Source organism: Arsenophonus endosymbiont of Apis mellifera, from assembly GCF_903968575.1.
Lineage (GTDB): Bacteria > Pseudomonadota > Gammaproteobacteria > Enterobacterales > Enterobacteriaceae > Arsenophonus > Arsenophonus apicola.
In genome coordinates this window covers 1-21881 of the sequence record NZ_CAJCFU010000040.1, presented here as the reverse complement: position 1 = coordinate 21881, position 21881 = coordinate 1, and the positions used below count along the sequence as shown (strand labels likewise).

Genomic DNA, 21881 nt, shown 5'->3' with positions numbered 1-21881 from the left:
GGGTCAGTATTTGGCTAACTTGATTAATTGCAGTCCGATACAATTTTTAAACTAACAAATATAAACAACCCCAATTGGGGTTGTTTATCTGATTAAATAAAACCGTCAATCTTTATCTAACCTAAAGCGCTTTCACGCAGTTGTTTTTTCAACTTATGATATTCATCAATCACATATTGTTCAGCAGCACGTTGATCGGCGATAGACTCCAATCGAACAGCGCTGAATTTAAACTCTGGTGTTTTAGTTATCGGGCTTAAATTTTCCGCCACCAGTTCATTGCAAGCGCCAATCCACCACTGGTAAGTCATATATACCGCGCCTTTATTAGGACGCTCACTGACTTGCGCGCGGGTGATTACTTTCCCTTTTCGTGACTGGATCCAAACCAAGGCTTGATCTTCAATACCCAGCTTTTTAGCATCCGCGGTGTTAATTTGTACATAACCCGGTTCATCAGCCAAAGCGGCCAGTGCCGCGCAGTTACCAGTCATTGAGCGGCAGGAGTAGTGCCCCACTTCACGCACGGTGGAAAGTACCAGTGGATACTCTTCGTTGATGCGATCTAAGGGCGGCGCCCAGTCACAAGTAAAGAACTGTCCCAAGCCGTTGGGTGTGGAAAATGTCTTTTCAAACAGGTAATCTGTTCCCTGATCATCATCAGATTCACTACGACACGGCCACTGGATATAGCCTAGTTCACCCATTTTTTCATAAGTAGCACCATAGAAATCCGGGCATAAACGCCGCAATTCATCCCAAATTTGTTGCGTATTGTTGTAGTGCATCGGATAACCCATGCGAGTAGCAATTTCGCAAATAATTTGCCAGTCGGTTTTTAGATCCCATTTTGGCTCTACCGCTTTAAAAAAACGCTGAAAACCCCGATCTGCCGCAGTATAAACACCCTCATGCTCGCCCCAAGAAGTTGCAGGCAAGATCACATCTGCTGCCGCAGCGGTTTTGGTCATTGAAGATATCCTGCACAATGACCAATTCTAAATCAGCAAATGCTTGACGTACTGCTGGTAACTCAGCATCAGTTTGCAATGGATCTTCACCCATAATATAAGCGGCACGAACTTCGCCATGTTCCACTCTATGAGGTAACTCACTAATGCGATAACCAACATTTGCCGGTAGGCTCTCAACCCCCCAGGCTTGAGCAAATTTTTGCCGATGTTCTGCTACATTAATATACTGATAACCGGGATAGGTGTCCGGCAATGCTCCCATGTCACAAGCACCTTGCACATTGTTTTGCCCACGTACCGGATTGACACCAACACTGGGTTTGCCCAGATTGCCAGTTAGCAGTGCCAGGCTGGTTAGTGATCGCACGGTTTCTACCCCTTGATAGAACTGGGTTACTCCCATACCCCAGAGAATAGTGGCTCGTTCCGCTTGCGCATAGAGCCGCGCGGCCTGGCGAATATCCTGCGCGCTAACCCCGGTGACCGCTTCTACTGAATCTGGCGTATAACCGGCAACAATTATACGATATTCGGCAAAACCTTCCGTTCGCGCAGCAACAAAGGCATGGTCGTAAAGATCTTCTTCAATAATGACATGGCCAATTGCATTGAGTAATGCGATGTTAGAGCCATTTTTTAATGCCAGATGCATATCGGCGATACGGGCAGTTTCAATTTTCCACGGATCGCAAACAATAATCTTCGCTCCTTTTTGCTTAGCTTTGATCACCCGATTAGCCACAATAGGGTGAGAATCAGCTGGGTTATAACCAAAAACAAAAACTAAATCAGTATCTTCGATACCGACAATAGAATTACTCATTGCGCCATTTCCGACCGACTGGTGCAGACCTGCAACCGATGGGCCGTGTCAAACACGCGCACAGCAATCAACATTATTAGTGCCGATAACCGCACGGGCAAATTTTTGCATAATGTAATTGGTTTCATTGCCTGTGCCACGGGAGGAACCGGTAGTCATAATGGCATCCGGCCCATATTGAGCTTTAATAGCACTCAACTTGTTGGCAACATAGTTCAGTGCTTCATCCCAAGAAACAGCTTCCAGCTTAGCGCCCCGTTGCCGACGGATCATCGGTGATTTCAGGCGCGGGGTAAGGATTTGGGTATCATTGATAAAATCCCAACCGTAATAACCTTTTAGGCATAAATTACCTTGATTGGTTTTCCCCTGCGCCGCCTCAGCTTTGACAATTTTGCCTTTATCAACCATCAGGTTGATTTTGCAACCTGATGCACAGTAGGGGCAAACCGTGACGACTTTTTTCATCCGTATTACTCCTGTTAATTTCATCATTGGAAAAGGATTAAACATTAAGATGCATGAAGCATGCCACACACACCAATATAATTAACTAAATGGAAAATAAAGAAAAAATATTCATTTTTACTAACAGTGTCATTCCTTTGACATAAATGACATGACAAACCAGCCACTAACAAACTGCCCTTATGTCAACGAGAATAAAAGCGCTATTATTATCACCTCACTGGCTGGGCAATCTTTTGACGTTTTGCACCGGGTATTAAGTAAATTTTGCTGCTGCAATCAGCGCTTGACCAAAAGCAATGGCGCCATCACCGGCAGGTAAATTCATCGGCAACAATAGTTGAAAATCAGTTAACCAAAACTTTAGCTGTTGCCGCAGTAAGCGGTTATGCCATACACCGCCACCACAAACAATGGTGGAGATTTTTCGCCACTGCGCATGATGGGCAGCCAAATCTGCTAATCCTTTCGCCAACGCATCATGAAAGGCCCAGGCACGCCAAGCTTTCGGTGCCTGCCAATCCAGCCATTGTTGCCAAAATGTCACCATATCTAATTGGTTATCTTTGACCGGTAGCGTCACTGGGTGATTGATATGATTTACCGTTAGCGCCAGAGCCTCCAATTTGCTAGCTGCTTCGCCCTGATAACTCTGTTGCGCCGGAGCACAATCTAGTGCTGCCGCAATCGCATCAAATAAGCGTCCGGCAGAAGAAGCCGGCGGGGCATTGATCCCTCGCTCTATTGCCCGTGCTAATGGCGGCCAAGGTTTATCGGCTAATATTTTGGCTTCCGATCGCATTTGCCAGTCTGGTACAAATGCCAACCACTGAGCCAATAGATTTCGCCATGGTTGACATGCGGCCAAATCACCACCCGGCAGCGCGACTGCCGGCAATCCTGCCAATTTTTCACATGCGTCATAATTGACGCGTAAACATTCCCCGCCCCATAACTGATCATGCTCTCCCCAACCAATTCCATCGAGGATCAATGCGATAACATCACCTGCATGCCGTGGCCAAAGATGCTCAGCCAAACAGGCGACGGCATGAGCATGGTGATGCTGCACCTTTACTATCGGCAAAGCCATCTGCTGCGCCAGTTGTTGTGTTCGATAGGCAGGATGTTTATCATTAACGATTTTTTGTGGCGTGAACTGCCAAATTTGTTGCATCCTGGTCACTACCTGCCACCACTGTGCTTACACATTTTGCTCATTGAGATCGCCCAGATGCTGGCTGAGTATCGCCTGTTGATCCCTTATCAGGCAGAAAGTATTTTTTAGATCAGCGCCTAAGCATAACAACGGCGGTACATTGCTAAAACCGGGCGGTAAAGACAAGCTGTCTGGTACAAAACCTCTGGCTCGACGCAGCATTTCACCGCAGGCGCGCATAACGGAATCATCCATCCGCTGTAAAATATCCCGATTGTGTAATAGCCAGCCGTCAGCAATATCAATCAGATCCGTCAATGCTTGTTCATTATTCAATGCCGGCGGACAGCCACTGAGATTGCCTGAGGTCATCACTAATGGACGCGCGACAGCTTGCATTAATAGATGTTGTAAGGGATTTGCCGCCAGCATGACACCGACTTCGTTAAGCTGTGGTGCTATCTCATCAACTAACGATAGCCATTGTTTATCCACTAACACAATTGGTGCCGCGGGCAGTCGCAAAAGTGACTGAGTCTGTTCAGGCAGCAGGCTGGCCATTGCATCGGTGATCATCACGGCTAAGGGCTTTGACGGTCGCCGTTTACGCTGACGCAAGCGCTTTACTGCCGTTCGATTGTTGGCATCACAAGCCAGGTGAAAACCACCTATCCCTTTGATGGCAATAATTTTACCCTTTTTCAATGCGCTAATAGCTGCCTGAATTGCTGCCTCTTTTTCTTGTCGCTCATTTTCCGCCAGCCAAGCTAGCTGCGGTCCGCAATCAGGACAGGCAATGGGTTGGGCATGGAAACGGCGATCAGCAGGATCACGATATTCTGCTGCGCAAGGCGCACATAGCGGAAAAGCAGCCATAACGGTAAACGGTCGATCATAGGGTATCGCGCGAATAATCGTGAGGCGCGGCCCACAATGAGTACAATTAATGAATGGGTAGCGATAACGACGTTGGCTTGGATCATTCATTTCTTGCAAACACGCCGGGCAAGTAGCCGCATCGGGAGCAACTTGGGTTGCCATCGTTGCCGGCACGCTATGCTGGATAGTGAAATCCTGCGGCAATTGACGCCAGTGCCAGGGAAATTGCTGCACCTGATCGATACGAGCTAAGGGTGGGCAATCGATTGGCAATAGATCAAGTAATCTATTGGCATCGCCAACAATACGCACCACCACGCCGGCACCGTCGTTATAAACCTCCCCTTTAAGGGTTAATCGCTGTGCCAATTGCCAAATCCAGGGCCGAAATCCGACCCCCTGAACTTTGCCATAGATCCGCAATAAGGTACCATTTTCACTCTTCATATTGGCTAATATCGCGCTGGCTAGTTAGAAAATTTGGTTAGCCATACCATTTAACGCCGCCCGCCGACGCTTCTCAAGATTGAGTTGTTCCAGTTTGTTACGATCAACACACATAATTGCGTTGGTAGGACAAGCCTGAATACAAGCCGGCCCTTCAGACCGATGATGGCAAAGATCACATTTATTTGCTTGCGCCTTCTCAACCACAACATTCAACCCAGCCCCACTATTGCGTACTACTGGCCGTAAAACCACCTCCATCGCACCATAAGGACAAGCGACAACACAAGTCTTACAGCCAATACAACGCTCTTGATGAACGTGAACAAAATCGCTCTCGCGCATAATTGCACCATTAGGACAAACATTGGCACAGGGCGCATCTTCACATTGGCGGCAGGTAGTGGCGGTAGAGACACTAACACCTTTAATAACATGGATACGCGGTAAGAAAGTCTTAGCTGTGACTGAAGCACAGTCTTGTGTTTCCTGATGAGATACCACACAAGCCACTTCGCAGGTACGACAACCAATACATTTATTTGCATCAGTAATAATGAAACAATTCATTCACTTCTCCAGCAATGACAGTCAATAGAGAAATATATTCATAAACTGTGCCAATTTTAAGTTAACAAAAAATTGGCACGTGCTTGTCATCATCACGATTGACGATGATAAATATCGAAGTAATTCGGTTAAATCGTATTAGTAGGATAAAAATGCCTGTCTAAAACGAGAAAGTCATGTTAGCCAAGCCTCTTGCTACTATATACGATGAAACATTTATAGTGGCCGGAACTGCCTTAGCTGCTGAATATCAGCCAGACTGGCATAAACTGTTGCAACGGCTATTTTTACCGCTGCCGTCATCGGGTAATAAAAGCCGACAATATCTGGCTGGATACCTAAGAAAATCACCTCATTAGTATCCTCTTTTAGCTGCTCAATAAGATAGCTAAGTGGCATATTATGGGTCGACATAATAAACATATCAGCAATATCTTGTGGATCGATCTGCCGGATTTCACCAGCCGCCAGTCCCATGTCGGTAGCATCGACAATCAATAAACGATTTGGCTGTAATTGGCGAATAACGCCGATATCATTTTCTGGCGCACTACCACCATCAATTACTATCCATTCCCCTTGTGGTGTAGCACGACACATCTGTGCCAGCAATGGGCCTGCGCCGTCATCACCCATCATGCTATTGCCGACACAGAGTAAAACATCAGCCACGCTCCCTCCTTACCATCAAATAGATAGCACTCTCCTGCTGAATATTGGCTAGCATACTCAACATCTGCTGGCTCCAACTTTGCTGTTGGTTAGTCTGTTGGTTTAGCGCCGCGCTAAAAGCCTTTGCCAGCATTGCCACATGGCTGCTATCAATAACAATTTCGCCATAACGCGTAACACCCGCCATTTTCCGCTGCGCTTCACTTCCTGCTTCGAGGGTAGCAATCCAGAGCTGATATTCTGGCCAGGGACAGCTAAGCACAGCTTGTAAACAATCTATCACGCCTAAATGGTGACCAATGGCAAGTCCGTAATAGATAACTTGCTGTGCCTGCGGTGGCGTAGCTTCATTTTCATCAATAAATTTACGGCTCAGTTGACTGAACACCACCTTGTCACTCATTTAACCTGCTCCCGCTTAACGATCTGGCTAAGATTGGCAACAATTTCACTTAAGCGCGGATCATTTTCATCAGCCAGCCACTGCGCCACCCGATCTTCACCCTGCATAAGATAATTGATAAAATTGTCGGTAATCTGACGACCATAGCGATAGCCGGCTAAACGACGGGCAGCGCGGTCGATACGCACTCGTAAGGGTTGCACCATATCTGGATGTAGCATTTCTGCCGGCTGATTATCTTCTTCAGAAGGTTTGCGCAGATGAATTTTTTGCTCCAGCAGCCCTAACGCCATGGCAAAACCGTATAGCGTCGCAGCAGGGGTGGGTGGACAACCAGGAATATATACATCGACTGGCACAATCTTATCCGTTCCGCCCCAAACACAATAGAGATCATGAAAAATGCCACCTGAATTACCACAGGCGCCATAGGATATCGCAATTTTAGGATCAGGAGCCGAGTGCCAGGCGCGTAACGCTGGCGTACGCATTGCACGCGTAACTGCCCCAGTGAACAGCAATATATCAGCATGACGTGGGGAAGGAACGACCTTAATGCCAAAACGTTCGGCATCAAAAATGGGTGAAATGGTGGCAAAAATTTCAATTTCACAACCATTACAACCGCCACAGTCAACCCGATAAACATAAGCCGAGCGTTTAATTTTCTTCAACAATAATGCTTTCATTCGTGCGATAGATTCATCTATTGCTAGCGGTACCGGCATACCTTGCTGATCACGCGATGGCAAAAACTGGCTCATCAAATTGTCTCCTTCATTTCACGGCTTAAATCGATTTTATCTGACGGAGTCAATCCCTGTAACCGCTTGCAATTAGGGCAAGTTTCAAAACTTTGTCGATGATGTTCAGTCCGTGGGTCGCCATTATGTTTGAGTATCTCGATGACGTAGTTGATCGCTTTTTTTACTGCCAAAGGACGCTGACATAGCCGGCAATAACAAATAGCAAATTGTGCTTGCTGGCAAAGATCTTCTTTGCGCCATACTGCTAGTTCATATTCCTGTGACAAACGAATGGCTGCCGTTGGACAAACCTCTTCACAACGACCACAAAAAATGCAACGACCAAGGTTTAATTGCCAGCGCAACTGGCCTTTTGGCAAATCAATTTCGGTGGTTAATGCATTGGATGGACAAGCGTTGACGCATGCCGCACAACCGATACATTGTTGTGAATTATGTTGCGGTTTACCGCGAAAGTTTTTATCCACTTCAATTGGCGTCAGTGGATAATCTTCAGTAACAATCCCGGTTTTTAAAGCTTTCTTAATAAAATTAAACATGATAACTCCAGTTGGCTTTTGCTAACTGCGTGCAACTGGCGAAAGAAATTGCACCAGTTAATCATAAACGGCTTACCATTACCCAGATAAGATTCAAAGGTAAATAGTCTCAGCAAAAGCAAAAGTTATTTCAGCGGTGAATTCTTACGTTCAATACTGTAACGTTCTAGTTCTTTATAAGGCACCACTTGACTCTTTTTCTTACGCACATCGACAACAGTCATACGATCAGTACAGGAATAACAGGGATCAAGACTACCAATTATCAATGGCGCATCAGACACAGTATTGCCACGTAGCATATAGCGCAGTGTCGGCCAATTGGCATAAGTTGCCGCCCGACAGCGCCAGCGCCACAGTTTTTGATTGTCGCCGGTCATGCTCCAGTGAATATCATCGCCGCGTGGTGCTTCAGTAAAACCTAAAGCAAAACGGTGTGGAATATAAGTAAATCCCTCTACCATTAATGCACCAGCAGGAAGATTATCCAAACCAAAATCAATCATATTGAGTGAGGTAAAGACTTCATTGATACGAACTTTGAGGCGAGCAAGTACATCGCATCCTTGTTCGCTATGCACCTCTAACGGTAGTAAACCGTAACCGATAAAAGGGTGATCCCTGCGCGTATCACGGGCATGACCACTGGCGCGGACCATCGGGCCAACATTGCTAAAATCACGTGCGACTTGCGGATCTAAGCGCCCAATGCCGACAGTACGCTGCTCAATATTGGGCGTCGTTAATAATATCTCCACCAGCTCTTGCACTTCACGCCGCATCTGCTGAGCCAATTGGCGGGTCTTTTTCATGTCATCTTTAAGCAGATCACGACGAATACCGCCAATTAAGTTAAGTCCATAGGTTTTACGTGCCCCGGTCAGGATTTCAGCCATCTTCATAGAAGATTCACGTACGCGAAAAAATTGCATAAAACCTGAATCGAAACCAACAAAATGGCAGGCCAAACCTAAGTTAAGCAAATGGGAATGCAAACGTTCGATCTCTAGCAAAATGGCACGGATCATTTGGGCTCGCTCTGGGACCACAATTCCCATTGCATTCTCAATTGAGGTGGCATAAGCAGTACTGTGAGCAAAACCACAAATACCACAGACCCGATCAGACAAAAATGTCACTTCGTTATAACCCATCCGTGTTTCAGCCAATTTTTCCATACCACGGTGGACATAAAAGAGGCGATAATCAGCGTCAACAATATTTTCGCCATCAACAAATAAACGAAAGTGACCGGGTTCATCAGAAGTGACGTGTAATGGGCCAATGGGTAGCACATTATTTTTTTTATTACCCAGCTCATTAATAAATTGGTAAGTTTCGCTGTCAGTGGTCGGTGCAGGACGCTGACGATAATCCATACTATCCTTACGCAATGGATAGAGATCATCAGGCCAGTCATCGGGTAGTACCAGACGACGCTCATCGGGCAAACCAACAGGCATCAAACCGTACATATCGCGGACTTCACGTTCGCCCCATACAGCTGCCGGAACACGTGGAGTCACTGATGGAAACTCCGGTTTATCGGCATCCACTTCAACTCGAACGGTGATCCAAAATTTAATTCCCTGCTCCATGGAAAGTACATAATAAACCGCGTAGTGACCGCACAATTTGCGTTCATCATTACCGAATAATACCGATAACCACCCTCCTTGCTGGTAGTAAAGATACGCTATCACTTCAGGTAATGCGTTGATTTTTATCGTAATGGTTAATTGATCTTTAGTCTGCCAACCTTCCTCCAACACAACGCCGGGAAATGCCTGGCACAAAGCCGTAAGATAGTGTTGACCTAATTTTTCTTCAGACATGGTAATTCTCTAAAATCCTATCGCTAACAAAGAGACGAAAGCTAAAAAGCCAAAGCCAAAACCGAACCAGGTAACTTGTGATGTGGCCAAAAAACGTAATCGCGCCATGCTATTTTCTAACAAAGCAATCACTGTTACGCCGGCCAACAATTTTATCAACGCCACCACCACTGCCAGTAGCAAACCTGCTACCGACAGATGTTCAATTTGTCCCCACGGTATAAACACGCCAACAAACAGTTGCAATACCACGAGCTGTTTGAGGCTAATTCCCCATTTCAACAACGCAAAACTGGCACCACTATATTCATAAAGCGGCCCTTCCTGTAGCTCCTGCTCAGCTTCGGCAAGATCAAACGGTAGCTTAGCCATTTCAACAAAGGTGGCAAAAGCACAGGCACAAAATGCCAGCACTAAAGGAACGCTTTGTTCTACAGGCCAATGGTAAATCGTCGCGGCGATTAAACTGATGTGGGTTGAACCTGCCACTTGTGCAACCACCCATAAAGCTAATAGTAAAATTGGCTCAACTAATACTCCCAACACCGCTTCACGGCTGGCACCAATGCCCGTAAACGGACTACCGGTATCCAGACCGGCCACCGCAAAAAAGAAACGGCCAATAGCAAATAGGTAAATAAGTGTGATCAGATCACCAAGCGGAGATAATGGCGATGCCACTGTCACCACGGGCAATGCAGTCGCGATAGTAAACATCACGCCGATCATCAAAAACGGCATAAGTCGGAATAGCCAACCTGAGGCTGTTGGCGCGATACTTTGGCGACCCAGTAATTTGATTAGATCTCGATACTCTTGTAACACTCCGGGCCCTTTGCGGTTATGTAGCCGAGCGCGTGCCATGCGACTGACGCCAGATAGTAGCGGCGCCAATGCAAATAGCACTAAAGCCTGCACAAGGGCAAAAAACAGCGAATTCATATTAGGCTCCCTAAGAAATCACAACCACCAGCAGTACCGCCAGTTCAATAAAAGCCACACGGCGAAACAACACCGGCAGGCTAGTTGTTTGCCAACCTGGTAATAACGACGCCGGATTGAGTATCCGTCCTAATTTAAACACCAAAGCAAACATCACTTTTACCGGTTGGGCAAAACCGGATGCAGTGATACTCATCGCCTGTTCGTATTGATAACCACAAACCCACGCTGAACCACGAGAACGAAATGGCAAACGTCCATCTTTGCAGACAATTAATAGAACAACCGGCAATAGCGTTGCCGCAATCAACAATAGCGTGATAATCGGCTGCGACACCATGGTGTGATTAGTCACTAACGGTAAAGGCACGACGTAGCTTAGTAATGGCATAATCCAAGGCGCAGCAACCCCACCAACAATGCAAAAAAATGCTAACGCAGCGAGCGAAATATTCATTAGCCAGGGTTTAGAATAGGCTTTTTCAGCAGCTTGCGTGCGGGGCGCACCACAAAACATAACGCCATACACTTTTGCCATACACATCACCGCTAAGGCACCCGTAATGGCAAGCCCGGTTGCTAATAATGGCCCTAGCAAACGACTGACAAATGCTGGCTGTTCACCCAGACGGAAAAAGGCTTGATAAATAACCCACTCGCCGGCAAAACCATTGAGAGGAGGGAGCGCTGCCATTGACATTAAGCCAACCAGCATCGACATTGCGAGAAGCGGCATACGTTTACCTATGCCGCCTAATTTTTCGATATCCAGATAACCGGTACGGAACCATACTGCACCCGCACCAAGCAATAACGTAGTTTTAAATAAGCTATGGCTAAACAGATGGTATAATCCCCCTATCATGCCGAGGGCAATCAAAAGTGGTTCATGCAGGGAGACACCAATAAGCCCGGCACCAAGCCCCAGCAGTATGATGCCGATATTCTCAAGGCTGTGATAAGCCAGTAATCGGTTAATATTGTGCTCCATTAATGCATACAGTCCGCCAATAAATGCCGTCAGCATACCGAGCAATAACAGCACAATTGCCCACCATAATGGTAATGTGGTATTCAGTAACGAAAGTAGCAAAATGCCATAGACACCCACTTTCAAGACCACAGTAGAAAATAATGCTGCAGCTGGCGCAGCAGCATTGGCATGAGCTGGCACCACCCAGCCATGCAGAGGAATGATGCCGGCTAATAAACCAAATCCAATTAGCCCCAACATCCAAGTTACACTGCTCATTGGTAGCGTTACCATAAGCAGACGCAGCTCAGCAATATTTAAGGTGCCATAAGTTCGCCAGATAATGACGCACATCATAGCCAATAGCAGCGTACCCAACCGGCCTAATACAAACCACACTTTACTTGCCTGATGGCAACCGGTCAGAAACAGCGCACATAGCGCCATAATTTCTGCCATTATCACCAACATAACAAGGTGCCCGGCCACCACGGCCAATGTTGCCGCTGCCAAGAACATATTTATTAACAGCCCATTAGACTGCGTTGCAGGATGTCGATGCCAACTGATATTAAACAAGCTGACAAAAATTCCTGGTAAGCCAAAAACCACTAACCACAATCCATTAAGTGCCGTGATATGCAGTGACCAGTTACCAACAGGTAACATAAAATCGCTGGCACTAGTGCTACCCAGCAGTACTTGTCCGCCGGCCAATAGCATAGCAAGATTAGCTAAAACACCACCAAGCCCAGCGATTAATCCACTTAACGGCTTGTTGAACATCAGTAATGCGGCTAACAAACCACTGATGACCAAGGTAAAAATTGCTCCGTTAATCAACATCTCGACACTCATTACAACTCTCCATTCTGGCCGTTAATTAACGACAAATCGCCTAACACCATCTGGATAGTCAGCTCACGCTTACGTTTATTAGCGTTGGCAATATCATGGTTATCAATCAGACGTAGCGCTTTAGTCGGGCAGGTACGTACACATGCCGGACCTCGTTCATCGAAATAGCACAGATCACATTTAACAGCGATAGCGCGAACACCAGCTATCCAGTCTAAAAACGGACTAACACGTGTCAGTTCCGGTGGTGCCGGCGGGGCAATCGGCGTATCACTATCAGCAGGAATACCCTGTGGGCGACTGCCACAAAATTCGATAGTACCAAACGGACAGGCGAGACCACATAACTTACAACTGACACACAAACTTTCGTTTAATTGAATAGCATTATTGATCCGATTAATGGCATTAACCGGACAAACCTGCGCGCAAGGCGCATCTTCACACTGATGACAGAGTTGCGGGGCTGATTCTTTTTCATTTCGCATCACTTTCAGACGCGCTTGCGTTTGTAGTCCTTGTAAGCGGTGATTTTCCGAGCAAGAAGCTTCACAAGTACGACAACCAATGCAAAGCGTAGAGTCAGCAATAACAAAACGATTCACCGCTGATCCTGTGGTGATAGTCATTTTTGATCCTTAAGTGATAGTCATTTTTGACGAAACCGTGTCGAAATTGTCACTTCCGACATTATCCAATAATCTATTTAGGCGGTAGTACATTAACTCAACATGATTATTTGCCGTAACCTAGCTTGCCCGGCTTCGCCAGTTTCAATGGTATGCGGCAAAGTATGACTAATGGTAATTAATGGCGAGATGATAAGAATCAAAATGCCCGCAAATAAACGATAAATTAATCCATTACTAAAACCACAAAAGATAAAACGATGCAGATACCCTTTAGCAAAGGAGAGAAATTGGCAGATAAGATAACCGTCGCAGTTGTGATAGCGTGGAGCCAGACGAGCGAGAGAGTAGCCAGCCATAACATCAGTTTTCTGGCTTAATGGTGAAAAGATCATAGTGATTGACTCCATTTATAAAAAAATAACCTCACTAAGCAGTTCTCATGCCAAAATATAATTATTTTATTTTCATATAATTAAATAATAAAACAGCCAACAAGCCGGCCGGTTAAATTGTTATTTAGATCTCATCGACATGAAATATCAGCAGCGGCTCATAATCTTGCGCTGTTTATTTTGTTACCGTGATAATTAATAGCAATAAAATAAACCTAGCGGCTGCATAACCGTTGGATAACACTTTTTTAATCTCCCTATTTATGTCAATAAAAGACCTATCATTGCTAATGAATGGCATCCATATTGCATTAATCAATGCAAACAGATGCTGGAGGCGTTATGCACGAAATCACCCTCTGCCAACAGGCATTGGAACTTATTGAGCAACAAGTAGCACTAAGCAACGCAAAAAGGGTCACCCAAGTGTGGTTTAAAATTGGCGCATTTGCCTGCGTAGAAAGCAGTGCGCTGCAATTTTGCTTTGAGTTAGTCTGCCGAGGTACTGTCGCGGAAGGTTGCCAACTTCATTTAGAACAACAGCAAGCGGAATGCTGGTGCCGTCAATGTCAGCAATTTATAAAACTCATAACCCATCGTGTAAGGCTCTGTCCAAAATGTAATAGCCATAATCTCCATATTGTGGCGGATGATGGACTACAAATCATGCGGTTAGAAATAGAATAGGAGTAAACCATGTGCACCATTTGTGGTTGCGAACCAGGCAACCAATATATTGAAGGCGATCAGCGCAACCCACATTCGGCTTTTCGCAGCGCCCCGTTCTCTCCCGCGCCGCGTCAATCATTACAAATAAAAGCCATTCATAAAACTAGCCACATTGCTAGTGAACCGCTGGCCACTAACCTGGATTATGGCCAAGGTGAAGCGGGTACTCATGCGCCCGGTTTAAGTCAGCGCAAAATGCTGGAAATTGAAATTAATGTACTGGAGAAAAATAACCGCTTAGCGCAGCGCAATCGCCGCCAATTCATCGCTAATAAACAGCTAGCACTAAATCTGGTTTCCAGTCCCGGATCAGGCAAAACTACGCTACTGACCGAAACGCTTAAACTGTTACAAAACGATATTCCTTGCGCGGTTATTGAAGGCGATCAACAAACCACTAACGACGCCGAAAGGATCCGCGCCACAGGAACCCCAGCTATTCAGGTAAATACCGGTAAAGGGTGTCATCTTGATGCACAGATGATCTTTGATGCCATGCAACGACTTCCACTGGCTGAAGGTGGGATTATGTTTATCGAAAACGTTGGCAATTTGGTCTGTCCTGCTGGATTTGATTTAGGCGAACATCACAAAGTTGCCGTCTTGTCGGTAACGGAAGGCGAAGACAAACCGCTCAAATATCCGCATATGTTTGCTGCCGCCTCCCTGATGCTGCTAAATAAGGTCGATTTACTACCCCACCTTAATTTTGACGTAGAAAAATGTATAGCCAGCGCCCGTCAAGTAAATCCACAGATTGAAATTTTGCAGGTATCGGCCACCACGGGTCAAGGGATGGACAACTGGCTAGCATGGTTGGAGAACCAGCAATGTGTATAGGTATTCCCGGAAAAATTAGTCAACTAACTGACAGCATGTTAGCCAAGGTGGTGATCGGCGGGGTGATACGTGATGTCGATTTAACGCTTGTTGGCAAGCATGACGAAAAGGGTAATAGTCGCCTTGGCCAGTGGGTGCTGATCCACGTTGGCTTTGCCATGAGCGTGATCGATGAACAGCAAGCGTTGGATACACTGGCTGCATTGCAAAATATGTACGACTTAGAGCCCGATGTGGGTGTCTTGCTCTATGGTGAGGAGAAGGGTTAATGCGTTTCATTGATGAATACCGTGATCGACAAAAAGTGATGCAACTTATTGAAATTCTCAATCAGCGCGCTAAACATCTACCATACAGTGAACAACGACCTTTTCGCATTATGGAAGTCTGCGGCGGACACACTCATGCCATTTTTAAGTTTGGTCTGGATCAACTATTACCGAAAAATGTTGAGTTTATTCATGGCCCAGGCTGCCCTGTTTGTGTACTGCCAATGGCACGTATTGATAGCTGCCTGGAAATTGCCAACCAACCACAAGTCATATTCTGCACTTTTGGTGATGCCATGCGTGTGCCAGGGAAAAATGGCTCATTGCTAACCGCCAGAGCCGGTGGAGATGACGTACGGATTATCTACTCACCGATCGATGCACTAAAACTTGCCCAACAAAATCCGACCAAAAAAGTGGTTCTATTTGGGCTTGGATTTGAAACGACCATGCCAACCACCGCGATCACCTTAATACAAGCAAAAGCAGCTAACATTGATAACTTTTATTTCTTTTGTCAGCACATAACCTTGATCCCGGTACTAAAAAATTTATTACAACAGCCTGATAATAGTATTGATGCATTTTTAGCGCCCGGACACGTCAGTATGATTATTGGTATTCACGCGTACAACTTTATTACGACACAATATCAACGTCCACTTGTTGTCGCTGGTTTTGAGCCAATTGATCTGCTGCAAGGGGTATTAATGTTAATTGAACAAAAAATAGCGGGCGCCAGTTGGGTTGAAAATCAGTATCGCCGTGTGGTACCTGACGCCGGCAACAGTAAAGCGCAAGCAGTGATGAAACAAGTATTCAGTATTAAAGGAACCAGCGAGTGGCGTGGCCTTGGCATGATACAACATTCTGGCGTTTACCTTAACACAACATATCAGCAATTTGATGCTGAACAGCATTTTCACTTATGTCCACCAACCGGTTATGATGATCCGCAGACCTATTGTGGCCTAGTACTAACCGGGCGTTGTAAACCTGTTCAATGTCCACGCTTTGGTCGACAATGTAACCCGCAAAATGCATTAGGGGCTTTGATGGTTTCTTCCGAAGGTGCTTGCAGTGCTTGGTATCAGTACCGTTCTCAGGAGTATCAAGTATGAAAACTATCACCCTCGCCCATGGTAGTGGTGGGCAAGCGATGCAGCAACTTATCAATCAGCTGTTTATTCAAGCCTTTGCTAACCCGTTACTTAATGAGCAGGAAGATCAGGCGCGGATCCCATTACATTTATTAACTCAGCAAGGGGATAGACTGGCTTTTTCCACTGACAGTTATGTTATTGATCCGTTATTTTTTCCTGGTGGAGATATTGGTAAACTGGCTGTTTGTGGCACTAGCAATGATGTGGCGGTGAGTGGTGCTTTTCCTCGGTGGCTCTCATGTAGTTTTATATTGGAAGAAGGATTAGCCATCGCCACACTGGAACGCATTGTTCATTGTATGGCAGCAACGGCAAAAGTTGCAGGTATCAGTATCGTAACCGGTGACACCAAAGTTGTCCCTCGCAAAGCGGCTGATAAAGTATTTATTAATACTGCTGGCATCGGTGTGATCCCTTGCCATCTGAACTGGGGCATGCGTCAGATCCAAGCTGGCGATCTGTTACTGATTAGTAATTCGCTAGGCGATCATGGTGCCACCATTCTAAATTTACGAGAACAACTTGGTATGGAAGGCGATTTACAAAGCGATTGCGCCTTGCTAACCCCACTAATCGAAATACTGCGTAACGAAGCTGGGATCAAAGCAATGCGTGATGCGACTCGCGGTGGCGTGAATGCTGTAGTTCATGAATTTGCTGCTAGTTGCGGCTGTGGGATCGAACTCAATGAAAACACGCTACCGATAAAACCTGCTGTGCGCGGTATTTGTGAGCTATTAGGTCTGGATCCTCTCAATTTTGCCAATGAAGGAAAGCTGGTCATCGCAGTTGAACGCAGTGCAGCAGAACGTATTCTGACGCGCATACAACAACATCCCTTAGGCTTAGACGCGGCAATTATTGGCCAAGTGGTGGCCCAGAAAGGAGTAAAGTTAACCGGACTTTATGGTATCAAACGTACACTCGATCTGCCCTACAGTGAACCATTACCCAGAATTTGCTAATCAACCACGCCACTAATTGGCAATTAATTTTCGGAATATGAGGTATGTCGTATACACCGACAAGTATAATCAGTGAACAAGATTTATTTGATATTACTCGCACTTTACTGCAACAACCTGATCTCTGTGCGTTAGTCCAAGCGGTCAAAACCCATGTTCGGCAACTAAAATTGGCCGATCACGTTAATATACTACTGTGGCAATTTGAACGCCGTAGAGTCTGCCTGTTCAGTGTTGACCATCAACAACAAGATATTCGCTATGAGGATGAAACCTTGCTAGCTTGTGGACCGATTCGCCATATGCTTTCACGTCCAGATGTACTACATTGCCGCTATCAAGAATTTAACCAAACCTTGCCCCAACTTAATGAATTAAATCTCTATCCACTATTCAATTATTACAGTCTGATGCCGTTAACAGCTGAAGGCAAAATATTTGGTGGCTGCGAATTTCTGCGCAGTACAAATGAACCTTGGACGGAAGAAGCCTTCTCACGACTACAAACTCTTGCTCAAGTCATTAGTCTAGCAGTGGAACAGATCCAATTGCGTCTGAACAATAATATTAATTATGGCCACCTATGTCGTGAACGTGACGATTTTCGCTTGTTGGTAGCCATAACCAACGCTGTTTTATCCAAGCTAAATCTGGATGAACTGATCACTGAGGTTGCGCAAGAAATTCAGGCTAATTTTGCTATCGATTCGATTAGCATCGTATTACGCAATAATCATAAAGAGAAACTTAGCGTATATTCAATCCATTATGTAGATAAAAATATTCCGCTCCATGATCAACGTGAGATAGACGAAAAAGGCACTTTATACCAAAAGGTTATGCAAAAAAAAGAGATACTGTTGCTAAATCTTCACCAGTGCGATAAACACTCAGCATGCGTTCGTATGCTATTTGAATTATGGGATAAACAGGAGCAAACCTTGTGTTTGTTGCCACTAATTTTTAGCAATCGAGTACTGGGGGTATTAAAACTGGCACAAGTTCAAGCGCCGGTTTTTAGCTCCTCGACGTTGAAATTACTGCGTCAAATCGCAGAACGTGTTGCGATTGCGGTAGATAATGCCCTTGCTTATCAAGAAATCCGCCGTTTAAAGCAACGATTGATTGATGAAAATTTAGCGCTGACGGAACAAATTAATAATGTCAGCACAGATTTTGGTGAAATCGTTGGTCAAAGTGACGCTATGATGACAGTTATGAAACAGGTTGAAATGGTAGCGCATAGCAATAGCACCGTTTTGATCTTAGGCGAAACAGGAACCGGCAAAGAGCTGATTGCGCGTGCAATACATAAACTTAGTGGTCGTAATAACCGGCGGATGGTAAAACTTAATTGTGCCGCCATGCCAGCAGGCTTACTTGAAAGTGATCTGTTTGGTCATGAGCGTGGTGCATTTACTGGCGCTAACAACCAACGTATTGGTCGGTTTGAATTAGCAGACAAAAGCACGCTATTTTTAGATGAAGTAGGCGATATGTCACTGGAACTTCAACCTAAGCTGCTAAGGGTATTACAAGAACAAGAGTTTGAACGTCTAGGTGGCAATAGGATCATTCGGACAGATGTGCGTCTTATTGCTGCCACTAACCGTAACCTTCGGCAAATGGTGGCAGATCGTGAATTTAGAGCCGATCTTTATTATCGACTGAATGTTTTTCCTATCTACCTGCCCCCATTGCGTGAGCGGCCAAAAGATATTCCATTTTTAGCCAAAGCGTTTACCTTTAAAATTGCCAACCGTCTTGGACGCAAGATTGACAGTATTCCTGCCCAAACCTTACGGCTATTAAGTAAAATGGATTGGCCTGGCAATATACCTGAGTTAGAAAACGTGATTGAACGTGCTGTTTTATTGACGCGTGGTAATGTACTTCAGCTCTCATTAACTGAAATCAACTTTAATGGCAATGAAACAAAAACCTCGATAAAGTGCATAAATAATAATTTTCATCCGATAGACGATGAATATCAACGTATTGTTGATGTACTAAAAGAGACGAATGGTGTTATTGCCGGCCCTAAAGGTGCAGCGCTACGACTGGGACTAAAACGCACAACATTACTATCACGTATGAAACGACTTGGTATTGATAAAAATAGCCTGGTCTAACGCTATTTTTGTTAAGCAAATAAATTTATTAAACAATCTTGCGGTCATGTAGGCAACAATGCGTGGCAATCTTGTTTTGCCTGTTAAGTTGATTACTATAAAACATAACAAATTACAGCCTATTTCCCTTAACTAGCAGTGTTCATTAACTTAATACTATTATTCTTCAGTCTATAAGATTTAATCAATTAAATGTTATTGAAATGTTAAATAATAAGTGTATTATTAATATCGATTTATATCACTTACTAATCGAGGTAATTTATGCAACTTTTAAAGAAGCACTTATTGCTCTTTCTTTCTCCTATTTCAGTTTTTTTTTCATTGTCAATCATCAACCCAATAAAGAGTACATTCACTGCATACCAGCAAAAGAGGGGCATAATTGTATAGAAACAATAAATGGAAAAGCTACGCAAGCTGTTTACGTTATTGGATTAAAATTTTTAATTTAATAGCCATAAAACATCAATAATTAATAAATTAAACAGAGTAATTTTCTATTTTGCCTACTTTTTTATGCTATGAACAATTTGTTTTTCACTGGTAAGCAAATCCAGATAATTCGTAAAAATATTATCAATATTTAATTATTTTAGGAGAATAATTCATGAAATCACCCGTTCAAATTTTCATCATTATTACACTTTTAATATTCTACTCTCTGCCTTCCTATGCGGGTTTTACTCAATGTTGCTACGGGATAGCAACAGCCTATACCGTTAATAAATTATTAACTAGCAATAATAAAACAAAGGCCGTTAATTGTAATGAAGAACCTAAAGTATGCATCATTCAACCGCAGGATAAAAATAGTGCAAAATAAATTTATTCTAGTTTAACTTTTCATTAGTCATTTATTTTAAAATAATTTCGTTAAGTTAAATGAATAATCATTAAAATTACATTTTAGGTAAGACTTTAAAATGTTAATTAATTGACATCCTCCCCCACCTTCACACTTCGTGACTCAGGAGGGGGATTCCCGTTAGTCGGAGACTATCTGATCGCTCAGAAGCCTGGTTCCTGCTGCTGACGGCATTACTGCACCGTTCACTTCACAGGCTAACACGGCATGTCCTGCCGCTAAAATGTTACGAGCTCCGTTGATATCTGCGTTCTCTGTATACCCGCACTCAAGGCACTCGAATCTACTTTGTGATTGACGATTTTCTTTCGCTGTATGACCACAACATGCACACCGTTGACTTGTATATGCCGGAGGCACAGCTAATACCTGACCACCGCGCCATAGCTGCTTGTACTCAAGCTGACGGCGCATTTCATACCAACCCTGATCCAGTATCGAACGGTTAAGTCCTGATTTTGCCCTGACATTCCGTCCGTGCTGCTCTTGTGTACCTTTTGCCGATTTCGACATGTTACTGACCTTTAAGTCCTCAATGACGATCATCGCGTGGTTTTTGCTGATTTCACTGGTGACTTTGTGAAGGTAGTCTTTGCGGATATTGGTTATATGCGAGTGGAGACGTTGGATTTTTCGCTTCTGTTTTTTCCAGTTATTGCTGAATTTAACTTTACAGCTTAACTGACGCTGGAATTTCGCCAGCTTTTTTTGGTTGGTTTTAAAACTGTTTACAGGTTCAAACACTGTGCCGTCTGACAGCGTGGCGAGTCTGGTTACACCTGCATCCAAACCAATCATTGTTGCTGACGAATGAGGCTGAATGTCCATTTCCAGTTCGACCTGAAACGATATATACCAGTGTCCCGCATGTTGGCTAACGGTTGCGTTTTTAATCTTACCGTACAGCTTTTGCGACTGCCGGAACTTTACCCATACCAAACCTGACGGTAATCTCACTCTGCCATTATCGAGCTGACAATATTTATCAAAATTAACAAAACGAACTGAATCACGCCCGTCATTTTTCCTTTTAAATACAGGAGCTTTTGCTGCCAGTTTTTTATCAAAGCAGCGTTTCCATGCCCCGTGCAGATCTTTGAGTTTCTGCTGAAGATTATCCGTGTAGGCTTCTTGCAAAAAGGAATGTTCCGGCTTTTTTTTCCATTCTGTGAGCATCCGATTTAGTTCAAACGCTGACGGTAGTTTACCGCCGGATTCAATAATGCGTTGCGTCTCTGCTAGCCCGTAATTCCAGATAAAACGAGCGCATCCGCACAACTGCCGCAAACGTTGCGACTGTTTTTCGGTTGGTTCGAGTCTGAATTTGTAGGCTTTTAGAATTAGCATTATTACTCAGTGTGTAGTAAATTATCTCACTATCTTACCGTATATCCGGTTAATTTCAATGCAAAAATATAAAATCAACCGTTCAAGACATGCAGCGTTTCTTTTACATGTTCACCTTGTCTTTGTGACTAAGTACCGAAAGAAAGTACTCAGTGGCTTGCACTACAAAGCATTTCATCAGTATGCAGGTGAAGTGTGTCGCGACTTTGGGGCTGATTTAAAGGAAAGTAACGGA

The 21881-nt window shown here is 44.5% G+C and carries 19 protein-coding genes and 2 pseudogenes; 8 read left to right on the top strand and 13 right to left on the bottom strand.

What is annotated here, in order from left to right; genetic code table 11:
- Positions 1–116 precede the first annotated feature (116 nt).
- From fdhF to H1X92_RS05600, 12 genes and pseudogenes are all read right to left on the bottom strand, one after another.
- Positions 117–2265, bottom strand: a pseudogene (gene fdhF / locus H1X92_RS05655) (formate dehydrogenase subunit alpha).
- A gap of 256 nt (positions 2266–2521) precedes the next feature.
- Positions 2522–4750: pseudogene (gene hypF, locus H1X92_RS05650) on the bottom strand (carbamoyltransferase HypF).
- Positions 4751–4774: 24 nt separating this feature from the next.
- The gene (gene hydN, locus H1X92_RS05645; RefSeq protein ID WP_180559240.1) at positions 4775–5320 is read right to left on the bottom strand and encodes an electron transport protein HydN; all 546 of its coding nucleotides are present in this window, start codon (positions 5318–5320) and stop codon (positions 4775–4777) included.
- A gap of 216 nt (positions 5321–5536) precedes the next feature.
- Positions 5537–5992, bottom strand: coding sequence for a hydrogenase maturation peptidase HycI (gene hycI, locus H1X92_RS05640; protein WP_180559239.1), 456 nt, complete (start codon positions 5990–5992; stop codon positions 5537–5539).
- On the bottom strand, positions 5985–6395 hold the full coding sequence (locus H1X92_RS05635) for a formate hydrogenlyase maturation HycH family protein (protein WP_180559238.1): 411 nt from the start codon (positions 6393–6395) through the stop codon (positions 5985–5987). Before H1X92_RS05635 ends, hycI begins: the two co-directional genes overlap by 8 nt.
- Positions 6392–7159, bottom strand: a complete 768-nt coding sequence (locus H1X92_RS05630) for an NADH-quinone oxidoreductase subunit B family protein (RefSeq protein WP_180559237.1) — start codon at positions 7157–7159, stop codon at positions 6392–6394. The genes H1X92_RS05635 and H1X92_RS05630 overlap by 4 nt, the downstream gene beginning before the upstream one ends.
- Positions 7159–7701: a formate hydrogenlyase complex iron-sulfur subunit gene (locus H1X92_RS05625; RefSeq protein WP_180559236.1), complete on the bottom strand. Its 543-nt coding sequence runs from the start codon at positions 7699–7701 to the stop codon at positions 7159–7161. The genes H1X92_RS05630 and H1X92_RS05625 overlap by 1 nt, the downstream gene beginning before the upstream one ends.
- Before the next feature lie 125 nt (positions 7702–7826).
- Positions 7827–9536 (bottom strand): hydrogenase large subunit, encoded by a 1710-nt coding sequence (locus H1X92_RS05620; protein ID WP_180559235.1) that lies wholly within the window; start codon positions 9534–9536, stop codon positions 7827–7829.
- A gap of 9 nt (positions 9537–9545) precedes the next feature.
- Positions 9546–10478, bottom strand: a complete 933-nt coding sequence (locus H1X92_RS05615; RefSeq protein WP_180559234.1) for a respiratory chain complex I subunit 1 family protein — start codon at positions 10476–10478, stop codon at positions 9546–9548.
- A 10-nt stretch (positions 10479–10488) separates the two neighbouring features.
- Positions 10489–12309: a formate hydrogenlyase subunit 3 gene (gene hycC, locus H1X92_RS05610; protein WP_180559233.1), complete on the bottom strand. Its 1821-nt coding sequence runs from the start codon at positions 12307–12309 to the stop codon at positions 10489–10491.
- Positions 12309–12914, bottom strand: coding sequence for a 4Fe-4S dicluster domain-containing protein (locus H1X92_RS05605; protein WP_180559250.1), 606 nt, complete (start codon positions 12912–12914; stop codon positions 12309–12311). Before H1X92_RS05605 ends, hycC begins: the two co-directional genes overlap by 1 nt.
- A 116-nt stretch (positions 12915–13030) precedes the next feature.
- The gene (locus tag H1X92_RS05600; RefSeq protein ID WP_180559232.1) at positions 13031–13348 is read right to left on the bottom strand and encodes a hypothetical protein; all 318 of its coding nucleotides are present in this window, start codon (positions 13346–13348) and stop codon (positions 13031–13033) included.
- A 327-nt stretch (positions 13349–13675) separates the two neighbouring features.
- On the opposite strand from H1X92_RS05600, the gene hypA reads away from it, so the two are divergent.
- The 7 genes from hypA to H1X92_RS05565 all read left to right on the top strand — a co-directional run bounded on the left by hypA (position 13676) and on the right by H1X92_RS05565 (position 20257).
- The gene (gene hypA, locus H1X92_RS05595) at positions 13676–14020 is read left to right on the top strand and encodes a hydrogenase maturation nickel metallochaperone HypA (protein ID WP_180559231.1); all 345 of its coding nucleotides are present in this window, start codon (positions 13676–13678) and stop codon (positions 14018–14020) included.
- Between the two features lie 9 nt (positions 14021–14029).
- A complete protein-coding gene (gene hypB / locus H1X92_RS05590; protein WP_180559230.1) occupies positions 14030–14902 on the top strand; it encodes a hydrogenase nickel incorporation protein HypB in 873 nt (290 codons plus the stop codon).
- Complete coding sequence (locus tag H1X92_RS05585) at positions 14893–15171, top strand: HypC/HybG/HupF family hydrogenase formation chaperone (RefSeq protein WP_180559229.1); 279 nt, start codon at positions 14893–14895, stop codon at positions 15169–15171. The genes hypB and H1X92_RS05585 overlap by 10 nt, the downstream gene beginning before the upstream one ends.
- Positions 15171–16292 (top strand): hydrogenase formation protein HypD, encoded by a 1122-nt coding sequence (gene hypD / locus H1X92_RS05580; protein ID WP_180559228.1) that lies wholly within the window; start codon positions 15171–15173, stop codon positions 16290–16292. Before H1X92_RS05585 ends, hypD begins: the two co-directional genes overlap by 1 nt.
- Positions 16289–17299: a hydrogenase expression/formation protein HypE gene (hypE, locus tag H1X92_RS05575; RefSeq protein WP_180559227.1), complete on the top strand. Its 1011-nt coding sequence runs from the start codon at positions 16289–16291 to the stop codon at positions 17297–17299. Before hypD ends, hypE begins: the two co-directional genes overlap by 4 nt.
- Positions 17300–17343: 44 nt before the next feature.
- Entirely contained in the window at positions 17344–19431 is a 2088-nt protein-coding gene (gene flhA / locus H1X92_RS05570) for a formate hydrogenlyase transcriptional activator FlhA (RefSeq protein ID WP_180559226.1), read from the top strand.
- A gap of 610 nt (positions 19432–20041) precedes the next feature.
- Positions 20042–20257: a hypothetical protein gene (locus H1X92_RS05565; protein WP_180559225.1), complete on the top strand. Its 216-nt coding sequence runs from the start codon at positions 20042–20044 to the stop codon at positions 20255–20257.
- 162 nt (positions 20258–20419) lie between these two features.
- Here H1X92_RS05565 and H1X92_RS05560 read toward each other — a convergent pair whose 3' ends face one another.
- Positions 20420–21646 carry an RNA-guided endonuclease InsQ/TnpB family protein gene (locus H1X92_RS05560; RefSeq protein ID WP_180558336.1) on the bottom strand — a complete coding sequence of 409 codons (1227 nt, stop codon included), beginning with the start codon at positions 21644–21646 and terminating at the stop codon, positions 20420–20422.
- A 58-nt stretch (positions 21647–21704) separates the two neighbouring features.
- Between H1X92_RS05560 and H1X92_RS05555 the strand changes: the two genes are divergently transcribed.
- Positions 21705–21881 (top strand): transposase (locus H1X92_RS05555; RefSeq protein ID WP_180558337.1); only part of this gene is annotated, 177 nt, incomplete at its 3' end.